A 22,396-nucleotide genomic window follows, 5' to 3' on the forward strand; every position below is an offset into this window, starting at 1 on the left:
CAGACATACGACACCGCACCTTGGGTCCGGAGGATGATCCAATGAAAAGTAATGCAACTATTAGGCGACAAGAGTGTCCAATATCTTGACCGGAACGCGACAATTCCGCGTGTTTATCTAACTTCGTATACCTTGCTAAGACGCAATACAAATCACGGCGGTGGCGACAGCCTCCCCCTGTCAGCCGCCGAAATCGAAGCTCGGCTGCGCCGGGTCCGCGGGCCCTTCCTCGGCGGCGGAGACGGTCACGCCCAGCAGGCGCACCGGCTTCGCCAGCGGGAAAAGGCCCCGCACCAGCTCCAGCGCCAGGCCGGCCAGCACCTCGCCGCTCTCGACCGGGGCGGCGCGGGTGCGGCTGCGGGTCAGGGTGCGGAAATCCGTGTAGCGCAGCTTCACCGTCACCGTGCGGCCGAACCAGCGGTTCCGCGCGCACCAGTCCCAGACCTCCTCCGCCAGGGCCCGGATCCCTTCCTCCACCGCCGCCGGCGTGGCGAGGTCGCGCGCATAGGTGGTCTCGCTGCCCGAGGAGCGGCGCGGCCGGTCGGGCTGCACCGGGCGTTCATCGATGCCATGGGCGATGGCGTGGAAATGCGCCCCTGCCTTGCCGAAATGCCGCAGCAGCAGGGCGGGTGGGCAGTCCCGCAGCTCCCGCCCGGTGCGGATGCCCAAGCCCTCGAGCTTCGCCGCCGTCGCCGGGCCGATGCCGTGGAAGCGCGAGACCGGGAGGCCGGCGACGAAATCCGGCCCCGTCTCCGGCGTGATGACGAATTGCCCGTTCGGCTTGCGCTGGTCGGAGGCGAGCTTGGCGAGGAATTTGTTGTAGGACACGCCGGCCGAGGCGGTGAGGCCGGTCTCCTGCAGGATCGCCGCCCGGATCTCGGTGGCGATGCGGCTGGCCCAAGGGATGCCCTTGCGGTTCTCGGTGACGTCGAGATAGGCCTCGTCGAGCGAGAGCGGCTCGACCAGCGGCGTGTACTCCTCGTAGATCGCGCGGATCTGGCGGGAGATGGCGCGGTAGGTGTCGAAGCGGGGCGGCACGAAGACCAGCTCCGGGCAGAGCCGCCGGGCTTGGATGGAGGGCATGGCGGAGCGGACGCCGAAGCGCCGCGCCTCATAGCTCGCCGCCGCGACGACGCCGCGCTCGGCCGAGCCGCCGACCGCGACGGGGCGGCCGCGCAGCGCGGGATCGTCGCGCTGCTCGACGCTGGCATAGAAGGCGTCGAGATCCACATGGCAGATCTTGCGGAGCGGCGAGGTCACGGGGGGAGGATAGCATTGCCGCCGCCGATGTCCCGGGCCGGGGACGTGGCATTGCCACCCGGCCAGGATGCGTGGCCCCCAAGGATGGCCGACCGCGATGCTTGAGGTTGGTGGGCCCAGGCGCCTAGGGTCGCGACAGGCGCCGAGGCCATGATGCGTGCATCTAGGAGGACGTCATGTCGAACATGGAGACTGCGAGAGCCTTCTTCGAAGCCTGTGAGACCGGCCAGGGCTGGGAGGCATGCCGCCCTGCCTGCGCAGAGGGCGCGACCTTCGCGGCGCAGGCCGGCGCGCTGGCGGATGTGACGACACTGCAGCAGTACACCGAGTGGATGAAAGGCATCCTCACCGTCCTGACCGACGGCACCTACGAGCTGAAGGCCTTTGCCGAGGATCCCGAGCGCGGGCAGGTCTGCGCTTTCGCCACCTTCATCGGCACGCACAAGGCGGGCGGCCCGGTCCCGCCGACCGGCAGGACGACGCGCACGGACTATGTCTACGTCATGCGGTTCCAGGACGGGAAGATCACGCACATGACGAAGGTCTGGAACGACGGCTACGCACTCAAGGAACTCGGCTGGGCCTGACGCAGGGGCGGGGCGGCGGCGACCGAGGCGCACCTGCGCAATCACCCAACAGACAGGCTCGAGGCGCCGGCGGCCCATGAGGGGCGCCGGGCGCATTCCGCAAGGGACCATGATAGGTGATTGCGATGCGCAGCTTGCCGGAGGACGGGGATGTCGATGCAGCGAAGAACCATCCTTCTGTGCTCGGTCATTACTCTCCGCGCCAGCCAGGCAAGCGCCCAGGTCGCCATCAGCCAGCTCGAGGGCGCCTTGACCCAGGAGAATTTCGCCCAGTTCGAGGAGTTCATCAGCGACAACCTGGACAAGGTCATCGGCCTCAAGCTTTCGGCCGCGGCCAATACCGGCCGGTCCGGGCTGCAGGTGACCGAGACCAATGGCCAGGTGGCGATCTACCTGCCCCATGACCCGAAGCGGGTCGGGTCGATCGAGGTCGTCGCCAATTCCGGCTATCGCTGGGAGCATGGTGGCTATGTCTTCGACGGATTCTTCCTGGTGAAGAGCGGCGGCATGCATCAGGGGATCATCTCCTATGGTCTCCTCCCCGTCAGCGAAGCCCAGGTGAGGCTCACGCCCGGTCTGTCGATCGCCGTGCATCACCTGCGCTGACCTGGGCTGCGCCGGCCATCCGCGCCCCGGCTTTCCACCCGGCGCGATCGCAGGCTATGCGTCCGGCAGCGCAGCGAAGGGATCCGCGATGCTCTCGCCGGAGGAATGGGAGGCCGTGCGGCTCAGCCTGGCGGTGGCCGGGCGGTCGGTGCTGGTCTCGCTGCTGCCGGCGGTGCTGGTGGCCTGGGCGCTGGCGCGCGGGCGCTTCCCCGGCCGGATGCTGCTGGATGCGCTGGTCCATCTGCCGCTGGTGGTGCCGCCGGTCGTGGTCGGCTGGGGCCTCCTGATGCTGTTCGGGCTGCGCGGCCCGGTCGGCGCGGTGCTGAACGACTGGTTCGGCATCCGCCTCGTCTTCACCACCGGGGGCGCGGCGCTGGCCACCGCGGTGATGTCCTTCCCGCTGATCGTGCGCAGCGTGCGGCTCGGGCTGGAAGGGCTCGATCCAGGGCTGGAGGCGGCGGCGCGGACCCTCGGCGCCGGGCCGCTGGACCGCTTCCTCACCGTGACCCTGCCGCTGATGTCGCCCGGGATCCTCGCCGGCGCCGTCACCGCCTTCGCCGCGGGCCTCGGCGAATTCGGCGCGGTCATCACCTTCGCCTCCAACATCCCCGGCGAGACCCAGACCCTGCCGCTGGCGATCTATGCCGCGACCCAGACCCCGGGGGGCGAGGCGGCGGCGGGGCGGCTGGCCCTGGTCTCCTTCGCGCTCGCCTTGGCCGGGCTGCTGCTGGCGGAACTGGCCGGGCGGCGGCTCGGCCGCTGGATCGGCCGCACCTGATGCTGGAAGTCGCGCTGCGCCACCGCTTCCCCGGCTTCGCGCTGGACGCGGAGTTCGCCTCGCCCGGGCCGGGGGTGACGGCGCTGTTCGGCCCCTCGGGCTGCGGGAAATCCACCATCCTCGCGGCCATTGCCGGGCTGCTGCGGCCGGAAGCGGGGCGCGTCGCGCTGGATGGCGCGGTGCTGCTCGATACCGCGCGCGGGATCGCCCTGCCGCCGGAGCGGCGGCGCTGCGGCGTGGTGTTCCAGGATTCGCGGCTCTTCCCGCATCTCAGCGTCGCCTCCAACCTGCGCTACGGGCTGCGCCGTGCGCCGCGCGATGCGACCGGGCCAAGTGTCGAGGAGGTGGTGGCGCTGCTCGGCCTCGGCGCGCTGCTCGGCCGGCGGCCTCTCGGCCTGTCGGGCGGGGAGAGGCAGCGGGTGGCGCTCGGCCGGGCATTGCTGGCGCGGCCGCGCCTGCTGCTGATGGATGAGCCGCTGGCCTCGCTGGATGCGGCGCGGCGGGCGGAGGTGCTGCCCTTCCTTGCCCGGCTGCGCGACGCCGCCGGGCTGCCGATCCTCTACGTCACCCATGCGCTGGAGGAGGTGGATGCGCTGGCCGACCGGCTGGTGCTGCTGGAGGCGGGGCGGGTGCTGGCGGAGGGGCCGGTGGAGGCGCTGGCGGCGCGGCCCGACCTCCCGGCGCTGGCCCGGCGGCGGGATGCGGGGGCGCTGATCGGCTGCACCGTGCTGGCGCAGGATGCGGCGCGCGGCCTGACCCGGCTCGGCTTCGAAGGCGGCGCGCTGGAGGTGGCGCAGCGGCTGGGCCTCGCGGTCGGGGCGCGGCTGCGGCTGCGGCTGCGCGCCCGCGACGTGGCGGTGGCGCTGGAGGCGCCGCGGGGGGTGTCCATGCACAATATCCTGCCCTGCAGGCTGGAGAGCATCGCCCCGGCCGGCGAGGCGGAGGTGCTGCTGCGCCTGCTGGTCGGGCCGACGCCGCTGCTTGCGCGCATCACCCGCGATAGTCAGGCGCGGCTCGGCCTGGCGCCGGGGATGGCGGTCTTCGCGCTGGTGAAGTCGGTTGCCTTCGACCATGCGGCGGTGGCGGCATGAGCGCGCCGCCGCGGCTCGCCCCGCTGGAGGAGGCGCGGGCATTGCTGCCCACGGCGCCGGTCGCGCCGCGCCGCCTGCCGCTGGACCGGGCGATCGACCATGTGCTGGCGGCGCCGCTGCGGGCGCCGGGGCCGCTGCCGCCCGCCCCGGTCGCGCTGCGCGAGGGCTGGGCGGTGGCCTCGGCCCTGACCGAGGGGGCCGGCCCCTATGCGCCGCTGCCCCTGCCCGGCCTTGCCTGGGTCGTGCCGGGAGAGGCGCTGCCGCCGGGGACGGATGCGGTGCTGCCGCCCTTCGCGCTGGAGGATGGCGCGGTGCTGGAGCCGGTGGCGCCCGGCGAGGGCGTGCGGCTGGCCGGGGAGCTGGCGGCGGCGGGGGCGGAGCTGCGTCCCGCCGGGCATCTCCTGGCCCCGGCGGACCTGCTGCTGGCGGCGGCGGGGATCGCGGCAGTGGAGGTCCGGGTGCCGCGCATCGCGCTGCGCGGGGCGGGGCTGCTGGCGGCGCTGGTCCGGGCCGAGGGGGCGGAGGTGGTGGAGGCCGCGCCCGACCTCGTCCTGGCCGTCGGCGCGACGCCCGACCCGCTGCTGCTTCCCGCCATCGCCACCCGGCCGGGCGAGGGGCTGGCGGTCGGGCGGCTGGACGGCGCCCCTGCCCTGCTGCTGCCGGCCGAGCCGGAGGCGATGCTGGCCGGCTGGTGGCTGCTGGCCCGGCCGGCGCTGCGGGCCCTGGCGGGACGGGCACCGCCGCCACGGCAGCGGATGCGGCTGGCGCGGAAGATCGCCTCGCCGATCGGCTTCACGGAACTGGTGGCGCTCGGTGCCGATGGCGCGCCGGCGCCGCCCCTCGGACTGGTCGCGGCCCTGCTGACCGTGCCGGCGGGGCGGGAGGGCTACGAGGCGGGGACGGAGGTGGAGGTGGAGGCGCCCTGACGTCGCGGCGATGCCCAGAGCACCGGCCGCAGGTCGAGCGGCTGGCCGCGCCCGGCGCGTTCCTCCGGCGGCAGCACATCCTCCGAGGGCCAGATCCCGCCCTCCAGCGCCGCCGCATAACCCTCGGCCAGCCCGGCCGCGCGCATCGCCCGCGCCGCGGCGGCGTGGTCGTAGTCCAGCGCGTGGTGCTCGATGCGCAGGCCGCCGGCCTCGGGCGTGAGAAGGGAGAACCAGACCCGCGGCGTGCCGTCATGCGCCGGCATGCCGATGGCACCGGCATTGTGCCAAAGGGCATCCTGGCAGAGCCGGCCCCCGACCAGCCGCGTGAAGGGGATGCCGCTATGCCCGGCGATCACCCCCTCGGCGCCGGTCGCCGCGATCTCCTCCGCGAGCACCGCATCGGGGGCGGAGGCAAAGAGGAAGCGGTTGATGCTGGCCGCCCCGCCATGGATGGCCATGAGGCGCCGGCCGCCGATCCGCAGTTCGATCCGCCGTGGCAGGGCGCCCATCCAGGCGCGCTGGGCGGGCGTCACCTGGCGCGACGCATGGGCGAACCAGCCGCGGGAGAGCAGGTCGCAGGCGGTCCCCTCCTCGAAGCCGCAGCCGCAATCCTCACCGCCCGCGGCGAGGCTCTCCTCGCAATTGCCCATCACCGTCGGGATGCCGGCCGCGATCATCCGGTCGAGGGTCGCGGCGGGGTCGGCGCAATAGGCGACGACATCGCCGGTGCAGAGCATGCGCGCGGGCGGGATGCCGCGCCGCGCCGCCTCGGCCAGCAGGGCGTCCAGGGCCTGGCGGTTGGAATAGGGCCCGCCGAAGCAGAGCAGCGGCGCCTCGCCCGGATCCATCAGCCTTCCCATACCTGCCCCTCCTCGATCCGCAGCCGCCGGTCGGCGAAGCGCCGCGCCAGTTCCGGCTGGTGCAGGCTGACCAGTATGGCCAGCCCCTCCTCCCGCGCCAGCGCCCGCAGCAGGGCGAGGATCGCCTCGGCATTCTGGGGGTCGAGGCTGGCGACGGGCTCATCGGCCAGCAGGACCTGGGCGCGCTGCAGCAGGGCGCGGGCGATGGCGACGCGCTGGCGCTGGCCGCCCGAGAGATGCGCGGCGCGGCGGGGGCCGAGGCCGGCGAGGCCGACCCGGGCCAGGCAGGCCTCGGCCGCCGCGCGCTCCGCCGCCGGCCAGAGGCCGAGCGCCGGGCGCCAGAAGCCGAGCCGGCCCAGCGCGCCGACCAGCACATTGTCCCGCGCGCTCAGCCGCCCGGCCAGGGCATGCTGCTGGAAGACCAGGGCCGGGCGGCCGCCCCCGGCGCGGATGGTGCCGCGATGCGGCAGCAGGCCGGCGGCGGCGCGCAGCAGGCTGGTCTTGCCGGCACCGGAGGGACCCTCCAGCGCCACCACCTCGCCGGGTGCGACCGCGAGGCCGACCCCGCGCAGCACCGGCCTCCCGCCCAGCGCGAGGTCGAGCCCCGCCACCACCAGGCCCCTTGGCACCAGTCCTCCTGGCATTCAGGCCAGCCTGCGGCGCAGCGCGGCGGAGAGGCGGTCGGCGGCGAGCACCAGGGCGATGATGATCAGAAGGATCGCCAGGACGCGGGCGAAGTCGAGCAGGTCGACCGCATTCTTCAGCTCCTGCCCCAGCCCGCCGGCGCCGACCAGGCCGAGCACGGTGGAGGCGCGGATGTTGAACTCCCAGACATAGAGCAGGGCCGAGAGGATCTGCGGCAGCGTCTCCGGCAGCAGCACCACGGCGGCGGCCTGGGCGCGGCTGCCGCCGGCCGAAAGCGCGGCCTCCAGCGGCGCCGGGTCGGCAGTCTCCAGCGCCTCGGACCAGAGCTTGGCGATGGAGCCGGCGGAATGCAGCGCGACGCCCAGCATGCCGGCAAAGGGGCCGAGGCCGACAGCGGCGACGAAGATCAGGGCGAAGACGAAGCCGTCGATGCCGCGCAGCGCGTCGAGCAGGGCGCGGGCGGGGTGATAGAGCAGCGGCAGGGGCGCGACCGGCCGCGCCGCCAGCAGCGCCAGCGGCAGGGCGAGCAGCGCGGCGAGGCTGGTGCCCAGCGTCGCGATCGCCACCGTCTCGGCGGCGCGGCGCAGCAGGTCGGGCAGGCCGGAGAAATCGGGCGGGAAGGCCCCGGCCAGCCAGCGCGCCAGCCGCGGCAGCCCGGCCCAGAGCCGCGGCAGGTCCGGCTGCACCACCGCGATGCAGGCGGCATAGAGCGCCGCCAGCGCCAGCAAGAGAAGAAGGCGGCGGATCGGCGCCTCAGCCGCCGCCGATGCGGCCGAGGGCGCGGCCCGCGGCCTCGATCATCGCATAGCTGTCCGGCGTGGCGGCGACCCAGCCGGTGTAGTTCGCCGGCATGACCCGCGCCGCCGTCGCCGCATCGAGGCCGAGCGCCGCTTCGCGCAGCGCCGTGCGCAGGCCGGGATCGATCCCGTCGCGCACCGCCAGCGCGTCGTTCGGCAGCGGGTTGGACCGCCAGACGATCCGCACCTGATCCTCCCGCAGCCGCCCGGCGGCGATCATCGCGGCGAGGTTGCGGTCATAGTCGGTGGCGAGATCGACCTGCCCGGTGGCGACAGCCAGGTCGTTGGCGGGGTGGGAGGCGCCGTCGCGGTAGCGGAAGTAGCTGCGCGGATCGATGCCCTGGGTCCTGAACCAGTAATGCGGGATCAGCCAGCCGCTGGTCGAGCCGGCATCGGCGAAGGAGATCGACATCCCCTTCGCATCCTCCGGGAAGCGGGCGATCGGCAGTTCCGGCCGGGCGATGATGATCGCCTGGTAGGTCGGCCGGCCCTGGTACTGCACCACGGCCAGCGCCTCGGCCCGGGCGCGGTCCTTGGCGAGGATGAAGCCCCAGGGCCCCATCCAGGCGAGGTCCACCTGGGCATTGGCGAGGGCGACGGCGATGCCGGCCCAGTCGGTGGTGACGGTCAGCTCGAAGGGCCGGCCGATCGTCCGGGCGAGATGGGCGAAGAAGGGCTCATAGGCGCGGCGGGTATCGCCGGCGGTCGGCTGGAAGGGGCCGACGGCGCAGCGCAGCGGGGCGCCCTGGGCAAGGGCCGAGGGGGCCAGGGCCGGGGCGGCAAGCAGCCCGGCCGAGGCCAGGATCAGGCGGCGGGTGGGGGTCATCCTACTCCTTTTCGATCCCGGCCATCCGCACCACCTCGCCCCAGCGGGCGCGTTCGGCGGCGAGCAGGGCGTCCATCGCCTCGGGCGGGCCGCCGACCGGCTCGGCGCCCCAGCTCGCCAAACGCTCGCGCACCTCGGGCAGCAGCAGGATGCGGTCGATTTCGGCCGCGAGGCGGGCGCGGATGGCGGGCGGGGTGCCGGCGGGGGCGGCATAGCCGAGCCAGGCCGCGGCCTCATAGCCCGCGAGGCCGGATTCCTGCAGCGTCGGCACATCGGGCAGCAGGGCGAAGCGCTTCGCCCCGCCGACCGCCAGCGGCCGCAGCGTGCCGGCGCGGAAATCCTCGAGGAAGGAGGGCGCCTGCTCGATGACAAGCTGGATGCGGCCCGCCAGCAGGTCGGTCCGCGCCGGGGCGCCGCCGCGATACTGCACCATCTCCATCGGCACGCCGCCCGCCAGCGCGCGGAACATCTCGACCGTGAGGCGGGAGGCCATGCCGGAGGTGGCGAAATTGATCGTCCCCGGCCGCGACCGGGCGAGCGCCAGGAATTCCTGCACCGAGCCGACGCCGAGCGAGGCGGGGACGATCATCACATAGGGGATGGTCGCCACCATGGAGACGCCGCAGAGATCCCGCACCGGATCATAGGGCAGGGTCTTGTAGACGAAAGGATTGACCGCCATCGGCCCCGGGCTGCCGGCGAGCAGCGTGTAGCCATCGGCCGGCGCCTTCGCCACCGCATCGGCGCCGAGGATGCCGAAGGCCCCGGCCCGGTTCTCCACCGCCACCTGCTGGCCGAGCGGGCCGGCCAGCCTCTCGGCGACCAGCCGGGCGATGAGGTCGGTGGCGCCGCCGGGCGCGAAGGGGACGACGACGCGGATCGTGCGGCTGGGCCAGGTCTCGGCCCGCGCGACGGCGGGCAGGGCGAGGGCGCCGAGCAGGGCGCGGCGGCGGATCATGCGGCGCCTCCCGGGGCGAAGAAGCGGTTGGCCGGGCGCGGCAGGCCGAGATTGTCGCGCAGCGTCCGCCCCTCATACTCGTGGCGGAACAGGCCGCGGCGGCGAAGTTCCGGCACCACCAGGCGGATGAAGCGCTCGAGCCCCGTGGGCACCACGGGGGCGGCGATCATGAAGCCGTCGCAGGCCTGGGTGCGGTACCATTCCTCCATCTGGTCGGCGACCTGCAGGGCGCTGCCCTTGAACAGGTTGCCGGCCATCTGCGGCAGGATGCGCTTGTAGGTCTGGCGCACCGTCAGCCCTTCGGCCCGCGCCACGCCGAGGATCGCCTTGCCGATCCCGGTGGGGCCGACATGCTCGTCCTCCAGATCGGGCATCGGACCGTCCAGCGGGTAGCCCGCCATGCGGTGGCCGATCATCTTCGAGAGGTAGTCGAGCCCGACCGCGGGGGAGACGAGGTCCTCCAGCTCCTGGAACAGCGCATCCGCCTCCGCCGCCGTCTCGGCGGCGAAGATGGTGACGCCGCTGAGGATCTTGAGGCTGTCCGCCGTGCGGCCATGGCGCGGCAGCCGGCCCTTGAGATCGGCATAGAGGGCGCGGGCGCGCTCGATCGTGCCCTCGATGGCGAAGACGCAATCGGCATGCTGCGCCGAGAGCTCCTTCCCCATCTCCGACTGGCCGGCGGAGAAGATCACCGGATGGCCCTGCACCGGGCGCGGCGCGTTGAGCGGGCCGGCCACCGCAAAATGCGCGCCCTTGTGGTTCAGCGCATGCACGCGCGAGGGATCGAGGAAGCGGCCGCTGGCCTTGTCCTGCGGGAAGGCGTCATCGGCCCAGGAATCCCAGAGCCCCTTGACGATCTCGGCGAATTCCCCGGCGCGGGCATAGCGGTCCTCGCGCGGCGCATGCGCCTCCTTGCTGAAATTCAGCGCGTCGCCGGGGTTGGAGGTGGTGACGAGGTTCCAGCCCGCCCGCCCGCCGCTGATATGGTCGAGCGAGGCGAAGCGCCGCGCCACCGCGAAGGGCTCGTCATAGGTCGTGGTGGTGGTGGCGACGAGGCCGATATGCTCCGTCACCATGGCCAGCGCCGAGAGCAGCGTCACCGGCTCGAACACCGCCGGGCGGTCGGAGGGGCTGGTGGCGGCGAAGAGGTCCGGCTTGTCGAGGTTGCGGACGCCGTTGCCGTCGGCGAGGAAGAGCAGGTCGAACTTCCCTTCCTCGGCGATCCGGGCGAGGCGGATGGCGTTCTGGAGGTTGCTGGCCGGGCGGTCCCAGGCATCCCGGTGGCGCCATTCGCCGACATGGGAGCCCTGGGCATTCGCATTGGCGGCGAGGATCATCGGAATGGCGGCGGCTCCCTCGAAGGATGCAGGGGGAGTGCAGCCGGTTCGGGCGGGTTTGGCAACGGGGATGCGCCAGCCGGGTGTCGCGGCATTATCGTATACGATCATGTTCACGCACCGCGCCGCAGCCGGTAGGGTGGCCGGAGACCACAGGCGGGGAGATGCCATGCGCTTCGTATGCGACGCCGCGGACGGGCAAAGCTGGTTCCAGATCGAGACGGAGGCCGAAGCCGCGGAGGAATCCCGGCTGATGGGCCATGCGGTGGAGAAGCACTACCGGCGGGCGCAGGATGCGGCCGCGCATTCCTTCAGCCCGGACGGCATCCCCTTCATCGAACAGGAGATCCGCCGGGCGACCCATGTCCGGCGGGCGATGCCGCGCTTCCTGACCCTGCGCGACAATGAGGGCACGCCGCTGGTGACCGCCATGCTGCCGCCCCTGCAGCCGAGCGACCTGGTCTTCCGCCCGATCGTGGTCGGGCAGGACAATCGCGACCCCTATCCGGCGCATGGCGATTCGATCGGCATCCTCGCCCGGCACGTCAGGACCACGCTCGACCGGGCGAGCTGCTACCCGTATCGGCGGGCTTAGTAGTGCAGCGCATCTCCGCTTAAAAGTGGCCCGAAGGTCTATCCTGTAAATAGGATAAACCCACAGCCTCAATGCATACGAGCCTTTCTGGCCATGCAGGCGAGCTATTTAGGTCGCCTGTCCTCCTTGTCCCCTGAGCCTAAAGGTTCGGGTTAATTGCAGCGTTTCAGGGTTAGCGATCCGCCAGGCGGTTGAAAGCATGCTGAACCTTGGGTCATCATTGGGACACAACTGGCTGCTGCTCAGCAGATGCGACCTGTAGCGAAGCTGGTGCTTTAGAACGCGAACCAAGCCATGAGTATCTTCGGCTGAAGAATGGCACAACGCCGCGCGCGCACAGAAACGCTATAATCCATAACGCACCCATGACAATGATCAGGGAAGGCTTCTTTTCGCCGCCCCATGCATAGGAGACCAGAACCGTCGCAAAGATCACGGCTCGAATGAGCGTTTGCGTCCAACTTTCGCTACGCAGAAGCCATTCGGACCATCCTATGGCAGCAGCGCCGTTGACTATCAGAAAGCCGTAAGAAACCGCCACTCCCCAGTATGGGAGCCCAAATGGCCAGCGAACATGGGAAAACGTCTTATCCCAATTTTCAGGCCAGCAGTCAGCAATCAGGTGTAGTGACAGCCCAAACACGAAGCACGCCAGGAAGAAAGATAAAAGCGGATTAAAAACACCGTCGGTCCGACTATTGTTGCCGCTATGAAAAAATAATACTACAGCAATAGCAGGAAGAATAAGGCTATGCGTGATGAATGATCGATGGCCCAGCAACCAGAAAGGCAAGCGCTGGTCGATATCCGAAAAATACAATCCAATGCCAATGAAAAACGGAGATAAACTGTAAGTTATGGCTTTTGTGAGAAGATTTTGACTATCTGGCATTTTTTCCTCGTTGTGCACCGGCTGATTTATTTTCAATTTCCTCAGCCTTTGATCCCGGTTTCGGTTTTATTTAGTTGTTTACCACCCACCTGAGAGTTTGCTGCGAGCCTTAGAATATCCACGCCAAGGGTCCATTGCAATTCTGCAATACAATCTTCTGCCGTTCTTGGTCGAGCCCTAAACCGGTTTCCGTTCGGGCTAGTCGCGGAAACGGCCTGACCTTCTGTACTGCTAGCCAGAACATGCCAATCGGTGCTCCCGCTCGATTAACGGTTGCTCTAACCCAGTTTAGCGCGCCGCCGTCGCTGCCCCGGTATCCTTGAAACCGCGCCAGCAGCCGCACCGGCCCGAGCGCGAACGGGGAGGTGCCTGGGATGGAGGACATGGATCCGATCCGGCAGGCGCAGCGGGCCCTGGCCCGGGCCAAGATCGCCGCCGCCCGCTGCCGCGAGGCGCTGGAGCAGGCCAGGGATACCCTGGTCCAGAGCCGGACCAATGCCGAGCGCCTTCGCGCCGCGACAGTGGAGCGTACCGAGCGTTGCCAGGCCCTGATGGCTGCGGCCGAGGCCCGCGAGGTCGCGCATCGGCGCCGGGATCGCCACCTTCCGTCGCACCGGTGAGGCAGGCCCGCGGAGCCTTCCCCAGCCGACCCCTTGGCCGGCTTCCCCTGGCCATGGCACCAATGCCGGGCCCGGACGTTGCCTGTATCGAATGCCCACCGCGAGGGCCGGGCGGCAGGAAGACAGGAAGCGCATGGGCAACCCTGGATCGCACGGATGGAGCAGTTCCGGCGCTTTCCGGAGGAAGACCGGCGGCTGCTGGAGAGCCTCACAGAAAGGCGGCAACGCCATTATGAGGCGCGCGAGGACGTCATCCGCGAGGGCGAGCACTCGCCCGAGATCCATATCGTCCTCTCGGGCCTCGCCTGCCGCTACAAGCTGCTGGAGAACGGCACCCGCCAGATCATGGCCTTCCTGGTGCCCGGCGATCCCTGCGATGCCGAGGTCTTCATCCTGAAGCAGATGGACCACAGCATCGGCACCCTGTCGCCGAGCCTGGTCGCCGCGATCCCGGGCGAGGTGGTGACGGACCTTCTCCTCAACCGGCCATCGGTCGCCCTGGCGCTGTGGTGGAGCGCCCTGCAGGACGAGGGCATATTGCGCGAGCGCATCATCGATGCGGGCCGGCGCGATGCCTATTCGCGCCTCGCCTTCCTCATCTACGAAGTCTTCCTCCGCCTGCGCGCGGTCGGGCTGGCGGAGGATGGGCGCTTCGACTTCCCCGTCACCCAATCCGACCTGGCGGATGCCACGGGGCTGACCCCGGTGCATATCAACCGCATGCTGCAGCGGCTGCGGGAGGAAGGGCTGATCCTGGCCGAGGGCCGGCGCTGGACGATCCGCGACGCCGCGGGGCTGCGGCAGGCCGCGCATTTCACGGCGAACCACCTCCATTACGACCGCGCCCATGACGAGCCGGACAGCGAGGCGGGACGGCGGCTGAAGGGGCTGATCTGAGCCGTGGCGCAGCGGCTCGTCAACCTGACCGCGGCCGCCGAGCGGCTTCCCTGGTCCGAGGTGCGGGAGGCGCTGCGGATCCGCCTGCCGGTCGGCGATGCCGTGCTGGAGATCGGCGCGGCGGAGGGCGCGGAGGCCGATGGCCCGGGCATGGCGGCCGCCGGCACCCTCTACCTGGTCGTCTCGGGCTTCGGCCTGCTCCGCCAGGGCGAGGCGGCGCAGGAATGCACGGCGGGCGACCTGGTCTTCGTGCCCGGCGGCGAGGCGCATCGGTTCGAGCGGCTGGACGGCGAGCTGCGCCTCTGGCGCATCTCGGTCGGGCCAGCCGCCGCGATGGGTGAGCGGGACAGCTCCGGCAGCGGCGGCAACCCCGCCTGACCCTCCTCTCCCGGCTCAGGCCCGCTGCTTGTCGAAATCCGGCAGGTTGCTCGAGGATGCGGCGAGCATCTGCGACTTCGTCACCTTCAGCGCCTCGGCGGCGGCGGCATTCTCGGTGATCTTGGCCATCACCGCGTCGCGGGCGCGGTCGAAATACTCGCGGTTGGCGGCCACGAATTCGCGCGACCGCCGCAGGCCGGCGAGATAGCCGTTGATCTCCGGCACCACGTAGCGCGCCACCATGTCCCAGCTGCGGAAGGTGTTCTCGGGGTTGGCCCAGTCATGCACGAAGCCGACCACGGTGCCGAAGCCGCCGCTCAGCGCCAGCACATCCTTGATGCGGGCGATGAGGTCGTCCGGCGTGCCGATGGTGGCGACGGCGCCGGGGCCATAGGCGGTCTTCTCCACCGCCTCGTCCGGGTCCGTGAAGGGCTTGGCGCCGGGGCGTTGCAGGGTGCCGGTGATGTATTCGTTGTGGTGCCGCAGCAGCCCGTCCCGCGCCTCGGCCCGCGCCTTCTCCCGGGTCTCGGCGATGTGCCAGCTCAGCAGCACGCGCCAATTCTTGCGGTCAACCGTGGTGCCGTGCTTGGCGGCGGCGGCTTCGGCGAAGCCCCATTGCGTCGGCAGCGCGTTCAGCCCCTCGGTCGAGAGCGAGCCGATGGAGATGATGCCGATGCCGTGCTTGCCGGCCAGCGTCATGCCCGATGGGCTGATCTGCGAGGCGACGGCGAAGGGCATCTCCTCCTGCAACGGCAGGAGTTGCAGCGCGGCGTCGTTCAGGTTGAACCAGTCGCCCTGATAGGTGATGCGCTCGCCCTGGAAGAGCCGGCGGATGATGCCGATCGCCTCATCCTGCCGGTCGCGCAGCAGCATCGGATCGATGCCAAGCGTATGCGCATCCGAGGCCAGCGCGCCGGGGCCGGAGCCGAAGATCACCCGCCCGCCGGTCATGTAGTCGAGCTGCACCATGCGCTGCGCAACATTGAACGGATGGTGGTAGGGCAGCGAGACGACGCCGGTGGCGAGCTTGATGCGCTTGGTGCGCTCGCCGGCCGCGGCGAGGAACATCTCCGGCGAGGCGATCATCTCCCAGCCGCTGGAATGATGCTCGCCGCACCAGAATTCGTCGTAGCCGAGCTTGTCCAGATGCTCGACCAGGTCGAGGTCGCGGCGGAATTGCAGCATGGGATGCTCGCCGACCGGGTGATGCGGGGCGAGGAAGGCACCGAAGCCGAGCCGGGGCATAAGGGGACGTCTCCTGGATTTGGGAAGCAGGCTAGGCGTCCCCTGCCGCACCCGGCAAGGGCGGAGGCCAACTAGACAAAGCATTCTAAAATGCCCATTCTAATTGGCATGGTCAGGACGGCGCGCTTCACCGAGGACGACTTCATCGAGGCGACGATGGCGCTGGTCGCCGAGGGCGGCCCCGCCGCCGCCACGATGCAGGCTATTGCCCGGCAGGTCGGGGCGCCCACGGGTTCGATCTATCACCGCTTCGAATCCCGCGCGGCCGTGCTCGGCGCCGCCTGGAACGCGGCCTATGCCTCCTTCGTCGGGGCGCTGGCGCCGCTGCTGCATTCGGGCCGCCCGCGGGAGGCGGCGCTGGCGATCCTGCCCTGGTCACGGGAGAATGCGCGCCGCGCCCGCTTCCTGCTGCTGAACGAGCCGGTCACCCTGTTCGAGGACACGCCGCCCCCGGCGCCGCTGCGGCAGGCGCTGGAGCGGCTGGAGGATGAGTTCGATGCCGCCTTCCGCGCCTGCGTCGGCGCCTGCGGGGAGGGAGACCTGCGCGAGGAGGCGCTGGCGCGGGCGAAATTCCTGATCTTCGACGCGCCCATCGCCATCCTTCGTCCCCATCTGATGAAGGGCGGCACGCTGCCGCCCTTCGCGGAGCGGATGATCGCCGAACTCCATGCCGGCATGCCCCTCGCCTAATCCCGGTCCCCTCTTCCCCTGGATCCCCCATGAACGACCTTGCCCCGCGCCGACGCATCAAGCTGCACTCCGCCGAGGATTTCGCCGGGATGCGGGCCGCGGGGCGGCTCGTCGCCGCCGCCCTCGACATGATCACCGCCCATGTGCGGGAGGGCATCACGACGGAGGAGCTCGACCGCATCTGCCATGAATTCGTGCTGGACCACGGGGCCCTGCCGGCCTCGCTCGGCTATCAGGGCTATGCTCATGCGACCTGCATCTCGCTCAATCATGTCGTCTGCCACGGCATCCCCGGCGAGCGGCGGCTGGCGGAGGGCGATATCCTCAATATCGACCTCGCGGTGATCCTCGATGGCTGGCATGGCGACAGCAGCCGCATGTACGCTGTCGGCAAGGTCGGCACCCGGGCCCAGCGCCTGATGGACGTGACGCATGAGGCGATGATGCGCGGCATCCAGGCCATCCGCCCCGGCGCGACGGTCGGGGATATCGGCCATGCCATCCAGCGCCATGTGGAGGCGGAGCGGCTCAGCGTGGTGCGCGACTTCTGCGGCCATGGGTTGGGGCGCGTCTATCACGACGCGCCGAACATCCTGAATTACGGCCGGCGGGGCGAAGGGCCGGCGCTGCGGCCGGGGATGTTCCTGACGGTCGAGCCGATGGTGAATGCGGGCCGGCCGGAGGTGAAGATCCTCAATGACGGCTGGACGGCGGTGACGCGCGACCGGAGCCTCTCCGCCCAGTTCGAGCACAGCGTCGGCGTGACGGAGACGGGCTACGAGATCTTCACCCTCTCGCCCGCGGGGCTCAGCAAGCCGCCCTACCCGCCCTAGTTGAAGGCCATCCCGCCCGACAGCGCCACGGTCTGGCCGGTCATATAGGCATTGCCGATCAGCATCATCGTCACCTGCGCCACCTCCTCGGCGGTGCCGAAGCGGCCGAGCGGGATGCGCGCGGGCGTGCTGGCGATGCCGGACCGCACCATGTCGGTCTCGATCAGGGACGGGGCGACGGCGTTGACCGTGATGCCCTCCTTGACCAGCCGGGCGGCATAGCCGCGCGTCAGCCCCTCCAGCCCCGCCTTGGAGGCGTTGTAGTGCAGCCCGACCGCGCCGGCCCCGCGCGCCGCGCCGGAGGAGATGTTGACGATGCGCCCCCAGCGCCGGGCCCGCATCCCCGGCAGCACCGCCTGGGTGCAGAGGAAGGCGGATTTCAGGTTCACCGCGATGGTGCGGTCGAAATCCTCCTCGGTCAGGTCCTCGATCCCGCGGATCGGGGCGATGCCGGCATTGTTGACCAGGATGTCGATCGGCCCGAGCCGTTGCGCGATTTCCTCGGCCATGGCGGCAACGGCGGCGCCGTCGGAGACGTCCGCCTGGATGTCCATGGCGCGGCCGCCACCGGCCTCGATCGCCGCGACCACCGCCGCCGCCTCGGCCGAGGCGGCACGGTAGTTGACCGCGACGGCGGCGCCGGCATCGGCCAGGGTGCGGGCGATAGCGGCGCCGATCCCGCGCGAGCCGCCGGTGACGAGCGCGATGCGGCCGGTGAGCGATGCGGACATGGCGGGGTTCCCCTTCCTGCTCAGGCCGGATCGGCGATCGGCATGCCGAGCCGGCCAAGGCCCGGCAGCTTGATCGCCGGGCGGCGGAAGTCCAGCCCGGCGACGCCGCCGAGGATGTTCACCTCGATCCCCTCGACCCAGCCCATGGTCAGGCCGAGATAGCCGCCAAGCGTCAGCCGCAGGCCGGTGCCCGAGGGGGTGCGGCGGATCCAGCTGCCGTCATAGGGATAGTCCTTGCCGATGGCGGTGGGCGGCAGGGCCACCCCGGCCTCCGGCACGGCATCCAGCACCGCGGCGACGAAGGTGTTGGAATTCGGCCCCGGCCAGGCGCGGTAGTCGCCGCGATTGCGCCAGGCATAGGCCTCGATCGCGGCGCGCATGCGGGGGATCAGCGGCGCGGCCTCCTCGCCATCCACGGCGAAGATCAGTTCCGGGTTGCGGCCGAACCAGCGGCCATCGGCCACGAAGCCGTTGACGCGGATCGGGTCGCCCCAGGCGGTGTAGTCGTAGCGGGTATAGGCGGATGCGCCTTCCGGCTTCAGCACGACCCAGCAATGCACGGCGAAGATGCCGCGCCAGCGCACGGTGGGCGCGGCGAAGACCCGGACCACGGCGCCGGGATGCTGCGCCGCCGGCGGCAGGGTGCCGATGCTGGACCGGTCGGCGCTCCACCAATCCGCGCCGATGCCGGTGCGCTGGTGGAGGAGGGCGGCGATGCCAAGGGGGAGGAGGTAGAACAGCGCGAAGAGGCTCAGCGCAAGCTTCGGAAAGGTCATGGTTCCGGCGGATATTTGCGCCCGGGCTGCCGGTTGCAAGCAGGACGGATGCCCGCCTTCGGCCGATGGGCGCGGAACTTGCCGCCCCTCTGGACTTTCGGACGGGAGACAGCGGCCGGGACCAGCCGCGCGCCGCCGGGCGCGCCGGTCCCGCCAGGGCGGACAGGCAAGGGCTGGGGATGGCACGCCCTCCCCGGCTTGCCGTGTCAGCAGGAAGGACCGAACCACATCATGCCAGCTTCCGACACACCATCCGTGACCCGGCGTTCCGCCATGGCCGGGGCGGCCGCCTCCGCCGCGGCGGCGTCCCTGCCGCCGGTGGCCCTCGCCCAGGCCCCATCCGCCGCGGCGCCGGCGGGTGCCCTGGAAGCGCCCGTCACCGCGACACTCTCCCTGACCGTGAATGGCGAGGCGCAGTCGCTCGAGCTCGATACGCGCACCACGCTGCTCGATGCCCTGCGCGAGCACCTGCATCTGACCGGCACCAAGAAGGGCTGCGACCATGGCCAATGCGGTGCCTGCACGGTGATCCTCGACGGGAAGCGGGTCTATTCCTGCCTGACGCTCGCCGTCATGCATGAGGGCGATGCGGTCACGACCATCGAAGGCCTGGGCCGACCCGACAGCCTGCATCCGATGCAGGCCGCCTTCGTCAAGCATGACGGCTACCAGTGCGGCTACTGCACGCCGGGCCAGATCTGCGCCTCCGTCGCCATGCTGGAGGAGATCAAGGCAGGCATCCCGAGCCATGTGACCGCCGACCTCACCGCGGCCGCGCAGACCACGGCCGAGGAGATCCGCGAGCGCATGAGCGGCAATATCTGCCGCTGCGGCGCCTATTCCAACATCCTCGACGCCATCACCGAGGTTGCGGAGCGGCAGGCATGAAGCCCTTCACCTATGAACGCGCCCGCAGCCCCGCCGAGGCGGCGGCCGCCGCGGCCCGCAGGCCGGGCGCCAAATTCATCGCCGGCGGGACCAATCTGCTGGACCTGATGAAGCTGCAGATCGAGGTGCCGGCCCATCTGATCGATGTGAACGGCCTGGCGCTGGACAAGGTGGAGCCGACGCCGGAAGGCGGCCTCCGCATCGGCGCCCTGGTCCGCAACACGGATCTGGCGGCGGATGAGCGCGTGCGGCGGGACTACGCGGTGCTGAGCCGCGCCCTGCTGGCCGGCGCCACGGGGCAGCTGCGCAACAAGGCGACCACGGCCGGCAACCTGCTCCAGCGCACGCGCTGCCCCTATTTCTACGACACCGCGCAGCCCTGCAACAAACGCCAGCCCGGTTCGGGCTGCGCCGCGATCGGCGGCTTCACCCGGCCGCTCGCCGTCATCGGCGGCAGCGAGGCCTGCATCGCCACCAACCCCTCCGACATGGCGGTGGCGATGCGGGCGCTGGATGCGGTGGTGGAGACGGTGCGGCCGGACGGCACGACCCGCAGCATCCCGATCGCCGAATTCCACCGCCTGCCCGGCGGGACGCCGCATATCGAGACGGCGCTGGAAGCGGGCGAGCTGATCACCGCCGTGACCCTGCCGCCGCCCGCGGGCGGGCGGCAATTCTACCGCAAGGTCCGCGACCGCGCCTCCTACGCCTTCGCCCTCGTCTCGGTCGCGGCGGTGGTGCAGCGCGACGGCACCGGCCGCGTGGCGCTGGGCGGCGTCGCGCACAAGCCCTGGCGGGTGGAAGGGGCCGAGGCCGAGCTGCGGCGCGGCGCCAAGCCCGCCATGGCGGCGATTCTGGACGGGGCCAGGCCGACCCCGGAGAACGCGTTCAAGCTGGCGCTGGCGGAGCGGACCCTCGCTTCCGTCCTGGCCGAGGCAAGGGGCTGAGCGATGAAATTCGATACCCCTGCCGGCGCCAATCCGATCGACCAGCTCAAGGTCGTCGGCCAGCCGCTCGACCGCATCGACGGGCCGCTGAAGACGACGGGCACCGCGCCCTATGCCTATGAGAGGCACGATGTCGCGCCGAACCAGGCCTATGGCCATGTGGTCGGCGCCGGCATCGCCCGGGGCCGCGTCACCGCGATGGACATCGCCGCCGCCCGCGCCGCGGCGGGCGTGATCGCCATCGTGACCACGCTCGACACGCCGCGGCTCGCCAAGGCCAAGCGGAATGCCGCCCCTCTCTTCGGCGGTGCGGAGATCCAGCACTACCACCAGGCGATCGCGGTGGTGGTGGCCGAGAGCTTCGAGCAGGCCCGCGCCGCCGCGCAGCTCATCCGCGTCAGCTATGCGCGCGAGCCCGGCCGCTTCGACCTGGCCGCGGCGGCGGGCAGCGCGCCGCTGGTGGGCGGCGACAGCGAGGAAGGCAGCGGCGCCCCGCCGGAGGATCGCCGTGGCGATTTCGAGGGCGCCTTCGGTGCCGCCCCTGTCCGGCTCGACCAGACCTACACCACGCCGGATGAGAGCCATGCGATGATGGAGCCGCATGCCTCCATCGCCGCCTGGGAGGGCGACCGGCTCACGGTCTGGACCTCGAGCCAGATGATCGCCTGGGGCAAGGCCGACCTGGCCACGACCCTGGGCCTGCCGCCCGAGAAGGTGCGTCTCGTCTCGCCCTATATCGGCGGCGGCTTCGGCGGAAAGCTGTTCCTGCGCGCGGATGCCGTGCTCGCGGCCCTCGGCGCGCGGGCAGCGGGACGGCCGGTGAAGGTGGCGCTGACCCGCCCCCTCGTCGCCAACAACACCACGCACCGGCCGGCGACGATCCAGCGCATCCGCATCGGCGCGGGGCGCGACGGCCGGATCACCGCCATCGCGCATGAGAGCACCTCCGGCAACCTCAAGGACGGCAAGCCGGAGACGGCGGTGCAGCAGAGCAAGCTGCTCTATGCCGGCGCCAACCGGCTGACCGCGATGCGGCTGGCCGAGCTCGACCTGCCCGAGGGCAATGCCATGCGCGCGCCGGGCGAGGCGCCGGGGCTGATGGCGCTGGAGATCGCCATGGACGAGATGGCCGAGAAGCTCGGCCTCGATCCCGTCCGGTTCCGCATCCTGAACGACACCCAGGTCGATCCGGAACACCCGGAGCGGCCCTTCTCGCACCGGCAGCTGGTGGAATGCCTCAGCCGCGGCGCCGAACGCTTCGGCTGGTCGGGCCGCAACCCGAAGCCGGGCGAGAGGCGCGACGGGCGCTGGCTGGTCGGCATGGGCATGGCGGCGGGCTTCCGCAACAACCTGCTGACCAAATCCGCCGCGCGGGTGCGGCTGGACCGAGAGGGCATCGTCACGGTCGAGACCGACATGACCGATATCGGCACCGGCAGCTACACCATCATCGCCCAGACCGCGGCGGAGATGATGGGCCTGCCGATCGACAAGGTCCGGGTGCGGCTCGGCGATTCCGACTTCCCCGTCTCGGCCGGCTCGGGCGGGCAATGGGGCGCCAACAACTCGACCGCCGGCGTCTATGCGGCCTGCGTGAAGCTGCGGGAGGCGGTGGCGCAGCGGCTCGGCTTCAACTCGGCCGATGCGGCCTTCGCCGAGGGCATGGTGCGCGCCGGCAACCGCAGCGCCCCGCTCGGCCAGGCGGCCGGGGAGGCGGGCCTCGTCGCCGAGGACGGGATCGAATATGGCGACCTCGCCAAGCGCTACCAGCAATCCACCTTCGCCGGGCATTTCGTCGAGGTGGCGGTCGACGCGGCGACGGGGGAGACGCGGGTGCGCCGGATGCTCGCGGTCTGCGCCGCGGGCCGCATCCTCAATCCCAAATCGGCGCGCAGCCAGGTGATCGGCGCGATGACCATGGGGGTGGGCGCGGCGCTGATGGAAGATCTGGTGGTGGACAAGCGCCTGGGCTTCTTCGTCAACCATGACCTCGCGGGCTATGAGGTGCCGGTCCATGCCGACATCCCGCACCAGGAGGTCATCTTCCTCGACGAGGTGGATCCGGTCTCCTCGCCCATGAAGGCCAAGGGCGTGGGCGAGCTCGGCCTCTGCGGCGTCGGCGCGGCCATCGCCAATGCGGTCTATAACGCGACCGGCATCCGCGTGCGGGACTATCCCATCACGCTGGACAAGCTGCTCGACCGGTTGCCCGAGATGGCGTGACCGCGGTGCG

At 71.0% G+C, this 22,396-nt stretch carries 25 protein-coding genes; 14 read left to right on the top strand and 11 right to left on the bottom strand.

The genetic code is table 11. The features are described from left to right. Window positions 1-180: 180 nt before the first annotated feature. Window positions 181-1,260, bottom strand: a complete 1,080-nt coding sequence (gene dinB / locus JMJ55_RS23490) for a DNA polymerase IV (RefSeq protein ID WP_202828049.1) — start codon at window positions 1,258-1,260, stop codon at window positions 181-183. Window positions 1,261-1,436: 176 nt separating this feature from the next. On the opposite strand from dinB, the gene JMJ55_RS23495 reads away from it, so the two are divergent. The 5 genes from JMJ55_RS23495 (at window position 1,437) to JMJ55_RS23515 (ending at window position 5,248) form a co-directional block, all read left to right on the top strand. After that, window positions 1,437-1,847: an ester cyclase gene (locus tag JMJ55_RS23495; RefSeq protein ID WP_202828050.1), complete on the top strand. Its 411-nt coding sequence runs from the start codon at window positions 1,437-1,439 to the stop codon at window positions 1,845-1,847. Between the two features lie 156 nt (window positions 1,848-2,003). Further along, window positions 2,004-2,453 carry a hypothetical protein gene (locus JMJ55_RS23500; protein WP_202828051.1) on the top strand — a complete coding sequence of 150 codons (450 nt, stop codon included), beginning with the start codon at window positions 2,004-2,006 and terminating at the stop codon, window positions 2,451-2,453. An 88-nt stretch (window positions 2,454-2,541) separates the two neighbouring features. After that, on the top strand, window positions 2,542-3,231 hold the full coding sequence (modB, locus tag JMJ55_RS23505; RefSeq protein WP_202828052.1) for a molybdate ABC transporter permease subunit: 690 nt from the start codon (window positions 2,542-2,544) through the stop codon (window positions 3,229-3,231). After that, the gene (gene modC / locus JMJ55_RS23510; RefSeq protein ID WP_202828053.1) at window positions 3,231-4,322 is read left to right on the top strand and encodes a molybdenum ABC transporter ATP-binding protein; all 1,092 of its coding nucleotides are present in this window, start codon (window positions 3,231-3,233) and stop codon (window positions 4,320-4,322) included. Before modB ends, modC begins: the two co-directional genes overlap by 1 nt. Then, complete coding sequence (locus tag JMJ55_RS23515) at window positions 4,319-5,248, top strand: MoeA family protein (protein ID WP_202828054.1); 930 nt, start codon at window positions 4,319-4,321, stop codon at window positions 5,246-5,248. Before modC ends, JMJ55_RS23515 begins: the two co-directional genes overlap by 4 nt. Here the strand turns inward: JMJ55_RS23515 and JMJ55_RS23520 are convergent. Genes JMJ55_RS23520 through JMJ55_RS23545 form a run of 6 tightly spaced genes read right to left on the bottom strand, consistent with a single transcriptional unit; the run spans window position 5,209 to window position 10,782 of the window. Then, window positions 5,209-6,108, bottom strand: coding sequence for a metallophosphoesterase family protein (locus tag JMJ55_RS23520; protein ID WP_202828055.1), 900 nt, complete (start codon window positions 6,106-6,108; stop codon window positions 5,209-5,211). The genes JMJ55_RS23515 and JMJ55_RS23520 overlap by 40 nt on opposite strands. Then, window positions 6,096-6,737 (bottom strand): ATP-binding cassette domain-containing protein, encoded by a 642-nt coding sequence (locus JMJ55_RS23525; protein WP_202828056.1) that lies wholly within the window; start codon window positions 6,735-6,737, stop codon window positions 6,096-6,098. Before JMJ55_RS23525 ends, JMJ55_RS23520 begins: the two co-directional genes overlap by 13 nt. Window positions 6,738-6,752: 15 nt before the next feature. After that, window positions 6,753-7,499 carry a phosphonate ABC transporter, permease protein PhnE gene (gene phnE, locus JMJ55_RS23530; protein ID WP_328702766.1) on the bottom strand — a complete coding sequence of 249 codons (747 nt, stop codon included), beginning with the start codon at window positions 7,497-7,499 and terminating at the stop codon, window positions 6,753-6,755. 7 nt (window positions 7,500-7,506) lie between these two features. Beyond that, entirely contained in the window at window positions 7,507-8,376 is an 870-nt protein-coding gene (locus JMJ55_RS23535) for a phosphate/phosphite/phosphonate ABC transporter substrate-binding protein (RefSeq protein ID WP_202828058.1), read from the bottom strand. 1 nt (window position 8,377) lies between these two features. Continuing rightward, the gene (locus JMJ55_RS23540; RefSeq protein ID WP_202828059.1) at window positions 8,378-9,334 is read right to left on the bottom strand and encodes a Bug family tripartite tricarboxylate transporter substrate binding protein; all 957 of its coding nucleotides are present in this window, start codon (window positions 9,332-9,334) and stop codon (window positions 8,378-8,380) included. Beyond that, on the bottom strand, window positions 9,331-10,782 hold the full coding sequence (locus JMJ55_RS23545) for an LLM class flavin-dependent oxidoreductase (RefSeq protein ID WP_202828060.1): 1,452 nt from the start codon (window positions 10,780-10,782) through the stop codon (window positions 9,331-9,333). The genes JMJ55_RS23540 and JMJ55_RS23545 overlap by 4 nt, the downstream gene beginning before the upstream one ends. A gap of 58 nt (window positions 10,783-10,840) precedes the next feature. Here JMJ55_RS23545 and JMJ55_RS23550 point away from each other — a divergent pair, with 58 nt between their 5' ends. Next, window positions 10,841-11,266: a hypothetical protein gene (locus tag JMJ55_RS23550; RefSeq protein ID WP_202828061.1), complete on the top strand. Its 426-nt coding sequence runs from the start codon at window positions 10,841-10,843 to the stop codon at window positions 11,264-11,266. Between the two features lie 217 nt (window positions 11,267-11,483). Here the strand turns inward: JMJ55_RS23550 and JMJ55_RS23555 are convergent, their stop codons facing one another. Then, on the bottom strand, window positions 11,484-12,176 hold the full coding sequence (locus JMJ55_RS23555; RefSeq protein WP_202828062.1) for a hypothetical protein: 693 nt from the start codon (window positions 12,174-12,176) through the stop codon (window positions 11,484-11,486). 365 nt (window positions 12,177-12,541) lie between these two features. Between JMJ55_RS23555 and JMJ55_RS23560 the strand changes: the two genes are divergently transcribed. The 3 genes from JMJ55_RS23560 (at window position 12,542) to JMJ55_RS23570 (ending at window position 14,053) form a co-directional block, all read left to right on the top strand. Continuing rightward, window positions 12,542-12,778 carry a hypothetical protein gene (locus tag JMJ55_RS23560; RefSeq protein ID WP_202828063.1) on the top strand — a complete coding sequence of 79 codons (237 nt, stop codon included), beginning with the start codon at window positions 12,542-12,544 and terminating at the stop codon, window positions 12,776-12,778. A 156-nt stretch (window positions 12,779-12,934) separates the two neighbouring features. Further along, window positions 12,935-13,675: a Crp/Fnr family transcriptional regulator gene (locus tag JMJ55_RS23565; protein WP_202828064.1), complete on the top strand. Its 741-nt coding sequence runs from the start codon at window positions 12,935-12,937 to the stop codon at window positions 13,673-13,675. A 3-nt stretch (window positions 13,676-13,678) separates the two neighbouring features. Continuing rightward, window positions 13,679-14,053: a cupin domain-containing protein gene (locus JMJ55_RS23570; protein WP_202828065.1), complete on the top strand. Its 375-nt coding sequence runs from the start codon at window positions 13,679-13,681 to the stop codon at window positions 14,051-14,053. A gap of 15 nt (window positions 14,054-14,068) precedes the next feature. On the opposite strand, the gene JMJ55_RS23575 is transcribed toward JMJ55_RS23570, so the two are convergent. Beyond that, a complete protein-coding gene (locus tag JMJ55_RS23575; RefSeq protein ID WP_202828066.1) occupies window positions 14,069-15,298 on the bottom strand; it encodes an LLM class flavin-dependent oxidoreductase in 1,230 nt (409 codons plus the stop codon). Between the two features lie 90 nt (window positions 15,299-15,388). Between JMJ55_RS23575 and JMJ55_RS23580 the strand changes: the two genes are divergently transcribed. Both JMJ55_RS23580 and map read left to right on the top strand, forming a co-directional pair. Further along, complete coding sequence (locus tag JMJ55_RS23580; RefSeq protein WP_202828067.1) at window positions 15,389-15,988, top strand: TetR/AcrR family transcriptional regulator; 600 nt, start codon at window positions 15,389-15,391, stop codon at window positions 15,986-15,988. A 29-nt stretch (window positions 15,989-16,017) separates the two neighbouring features. After that, window positions 16,018-16,821 carry a type I methionyl aminopeptidase gene (map, locus tag JMJ55_RS23585; protein WP_202828068.1) on the top strand — a complete coding sequence of 268 codons (804 nt, stop codon included), beginning with the start codon at window positions 16,018-16,020 and terminating at the stop codon, window positions 16,819-16,821. On the opposite strand, the gene JMJ55_RS23590 is transcribed toward map, so the two are convergent. Together JMJ55_RS23590 and JMJ55_RS23595 are read right to left on the bottom strand one after the other, a co-directional pair. Then, window positions 16,818-17,552 (bottom strand): SDR family NAD(P)-dependent oxidoreductase, encoded by a 735-nt coding sequence (locus JMJ55_RS23590; protein ID WP_202828069.1) that lies wholly within the window; start codon window positions 17,550-17,552, stop codon window positions 16,818-16,820. The two genes, map and JMJ55_RS23590, sit on opposite strands and share 4 nt — an antisense overlap. Window positions 17,553-17,572: 20 nt before the next feature. Then, a complete protein-coding gene (locus JMJ55_RS23595) occupies window positions 17,573-18,328 on the bottom strand; it encodes a DUF3750 domain-containing protein (RefSeq protein WP_202828070.1) in 756 nt (251 codons plus the stop codon). A gap of 231 nt (window positions 18,329-18,559) precedes the next feature. Here JMJ55_RS23595 and paoA point away from each other — a divergent pair, with 231 nt between their 5' ends. Genes paoA through paoC form a run of 3 tightly spaced genes read left to right on the top strand, consistent with a single transcriptional unit; the run spans window position 18,560 to window position 22,386 of the window. Further along, window positions 18,560-19,216 carry an aldehyde dehydrogenase iron-sulfur subunit PaoA gene (gene paoA / locus JMJ55_RS23600; RefSeq protein ID WP_202828071.1) on the top strand — a complete coding sequence of 219 codons (657 nt, stop codon included), beginning with the start codon at window positions 18,560-18,562 and terminating at the stop codon, window positions 19,214-19,216. Next, a complete protein-coding gene (locus tag JMJ55_RS23605) occupies window positions 19,213-20,163 on the top strand; it encodes an FAD binding domain-containing protein (protein WP_202828072.1) in 951 nt (316 codons plus the stop codon). The genes paoA and JMJ55_RS23605 overlap by 4 nt, the downstream gene beginning before the upstream one ends. A 3-nt stretch (window positions 20,164-20,166) precedes the next feature. After that, a complete protein-coding gene (gene paoC / locus JMJ55_RS23610; protein ID WP_202828073.1) occupies window positions 20,167-22,386 on the top strand; it encodes an aldehyde oxidoreductase molybdenum-binding subunit PaoC in 2,220 nt (739 codons plus the stop codon). The last annotated feature ends 10 nt before the right edge of the window (window positions 22,387-22,396 follow it).

Source organism: Belnapia mucosa (genome assembly GCF_016775475.1).
In the GTDB taxonomy this organism is placed as follows: Bacteria; Pseudomonadota; Alphaproteobacteria; order Acetobacterales; family Acetobacteraceae; genus Belnapia; species Belnapia mucosa.

Bases quoted from the DNA above. Each gene is read 5' to 3' on its own strand.
- modB (WP_202828052.1), top strand. From the start codon at position 2,542: ATGCTCTCGCCGGAGGAATGGGAGGCCGTGCGGCTCAGCCTGGCGGTG.
- JMJ55_RS23520 (WP_202828055.1), bottom strand. From the start codon at position 6,108: ATGGGAAGGCTGATGGATCCGGGCGAGGCGCCGCTGCTCTGCTTCGGC.
- JMJ55_RS23595 (WP_202828070.1), bottom strand. From the start codon at position 18,328: ATGACCTTTCCGAAGCTTGCGCTGAGCCTCTTCGCGCTGTTCTACCTC.
- JMJ55_RS23560 (WP_202828063.1), top strand. From the start codon at position 12,542: ATGGATCCGATCCGGCAGGCGCAGCGGGCCCTGGCCCGGGCCAAGATC.
- JMJ55_RS23565 (WP_202828064.1), top strand. From the start codon at position 12,935: ATGGAGCAGTTCCGGCGCTTTCCGGAGGAAGACCGGCGGCTGCTGGAG.
- paoA (WP_202828071.1), top strand. From the start codon at position 18,560: ATGCCAGCTTCCGACACACCATCCGTGACCCGGCGTTCCGCCATGGCC.
- paoC (WP_202828073.1), top strand. From the start codon at position 20,167: ATGAAATTCGATACCCCTGCCGGCGCCAATCCGATCGACCAGCTCAAG.
- JMJ55_RS23575 (WP_202828066.1), bottom strand. From the start codon at position 15,298: ATGCCCCGGCTCGGCTTCGGTGCCTTCCTCGCCCCGCATCACCCGGTC.
- modC (WP_202828053.1), top strand. From the start codon at position 3,231: ATGCTGGAAGTCGCGCTGCGCCACCGCTTCCCCGGCTTCGCGCTGGAC.
- map (WP_202828068.1), top strand. From the start codon at position 16,018: ATGAACGACCTTGCCCCGCGCCGACGCATCAAGCTGCACTCCGCCGAG.
- JMJ55_RS23535 (WP_202828058.1), bottom strand. From the start codon at position 8,376: ATGACCCCCACCCGCCGCCTGATCCTGGCCTCGGCCGGGCTGCTTGCC.
- JMJ55_RS23605 (WP_202828072.1), top strand. From the start codon at position 19,213: ATGAAGCCCTTCACCTATGAACGCGCCCGCAGCCCCGCCGAGGCGGCG.
- JMJ55_RS23495 (WP_202828050.1), top strand. From the start codon at position 1,437: ATGTCGAACATGGAGACTGCGAGAGCCTTCTTCGAAGCCTGTGAGACC.
- JMJ55_RS23515 (WP_202828054.1), top strand. From the start codon at position 4,319: ATGAGCGCGCCGCCGCGGCTCGCCCCGCTGGAGGAGGCGCGGGCATTG.
- JMJ55_RS23545 (WP_202828060.1), bottom strand. From the start codon at position 10,782: ATGATCGTATACGATAATGCCGCGACACCCGGCTGGCGCATCCCCGTT.
- JMJ55_RS23590 (WP_202828069.1), bottom strand. From the start codon at position 17,552: ATGTCCGCATCGCTCACCGGCCGCATCGCGCTCGTCACCGGCGGCTCG.
- JMJ55_RS23550 (WP_202828061.1), top strand. From the start codon at position 10,841: ATGCGCTTCGTATGCGACGCCGCGGACGGGCAAAGCTGGTTCCAGATC.
- JMJ55_RS23540 (WP_202828059.1), bottom strand. From the start codon at position 9,334: ATGATCCGCCGCCGCGCCCTGCTCGGCGCCCTCGCCCTGCCCGCCGTC.
- JMJ55_RS23580 (WP_202828067.1), top strand. From the start codon at position 15,389: ATGCCCATTCTAATTGGCATGGTCAGGACGGCGCGCTTCACCGAGGAC.
- JMJ55_RS23500 (WP_202828051.1), top strand. From the start codon at position 2,004: ATGCAGCGAAGAACCATCCTTCTGTGCTCGGTCATTACTCTCCGCGCC.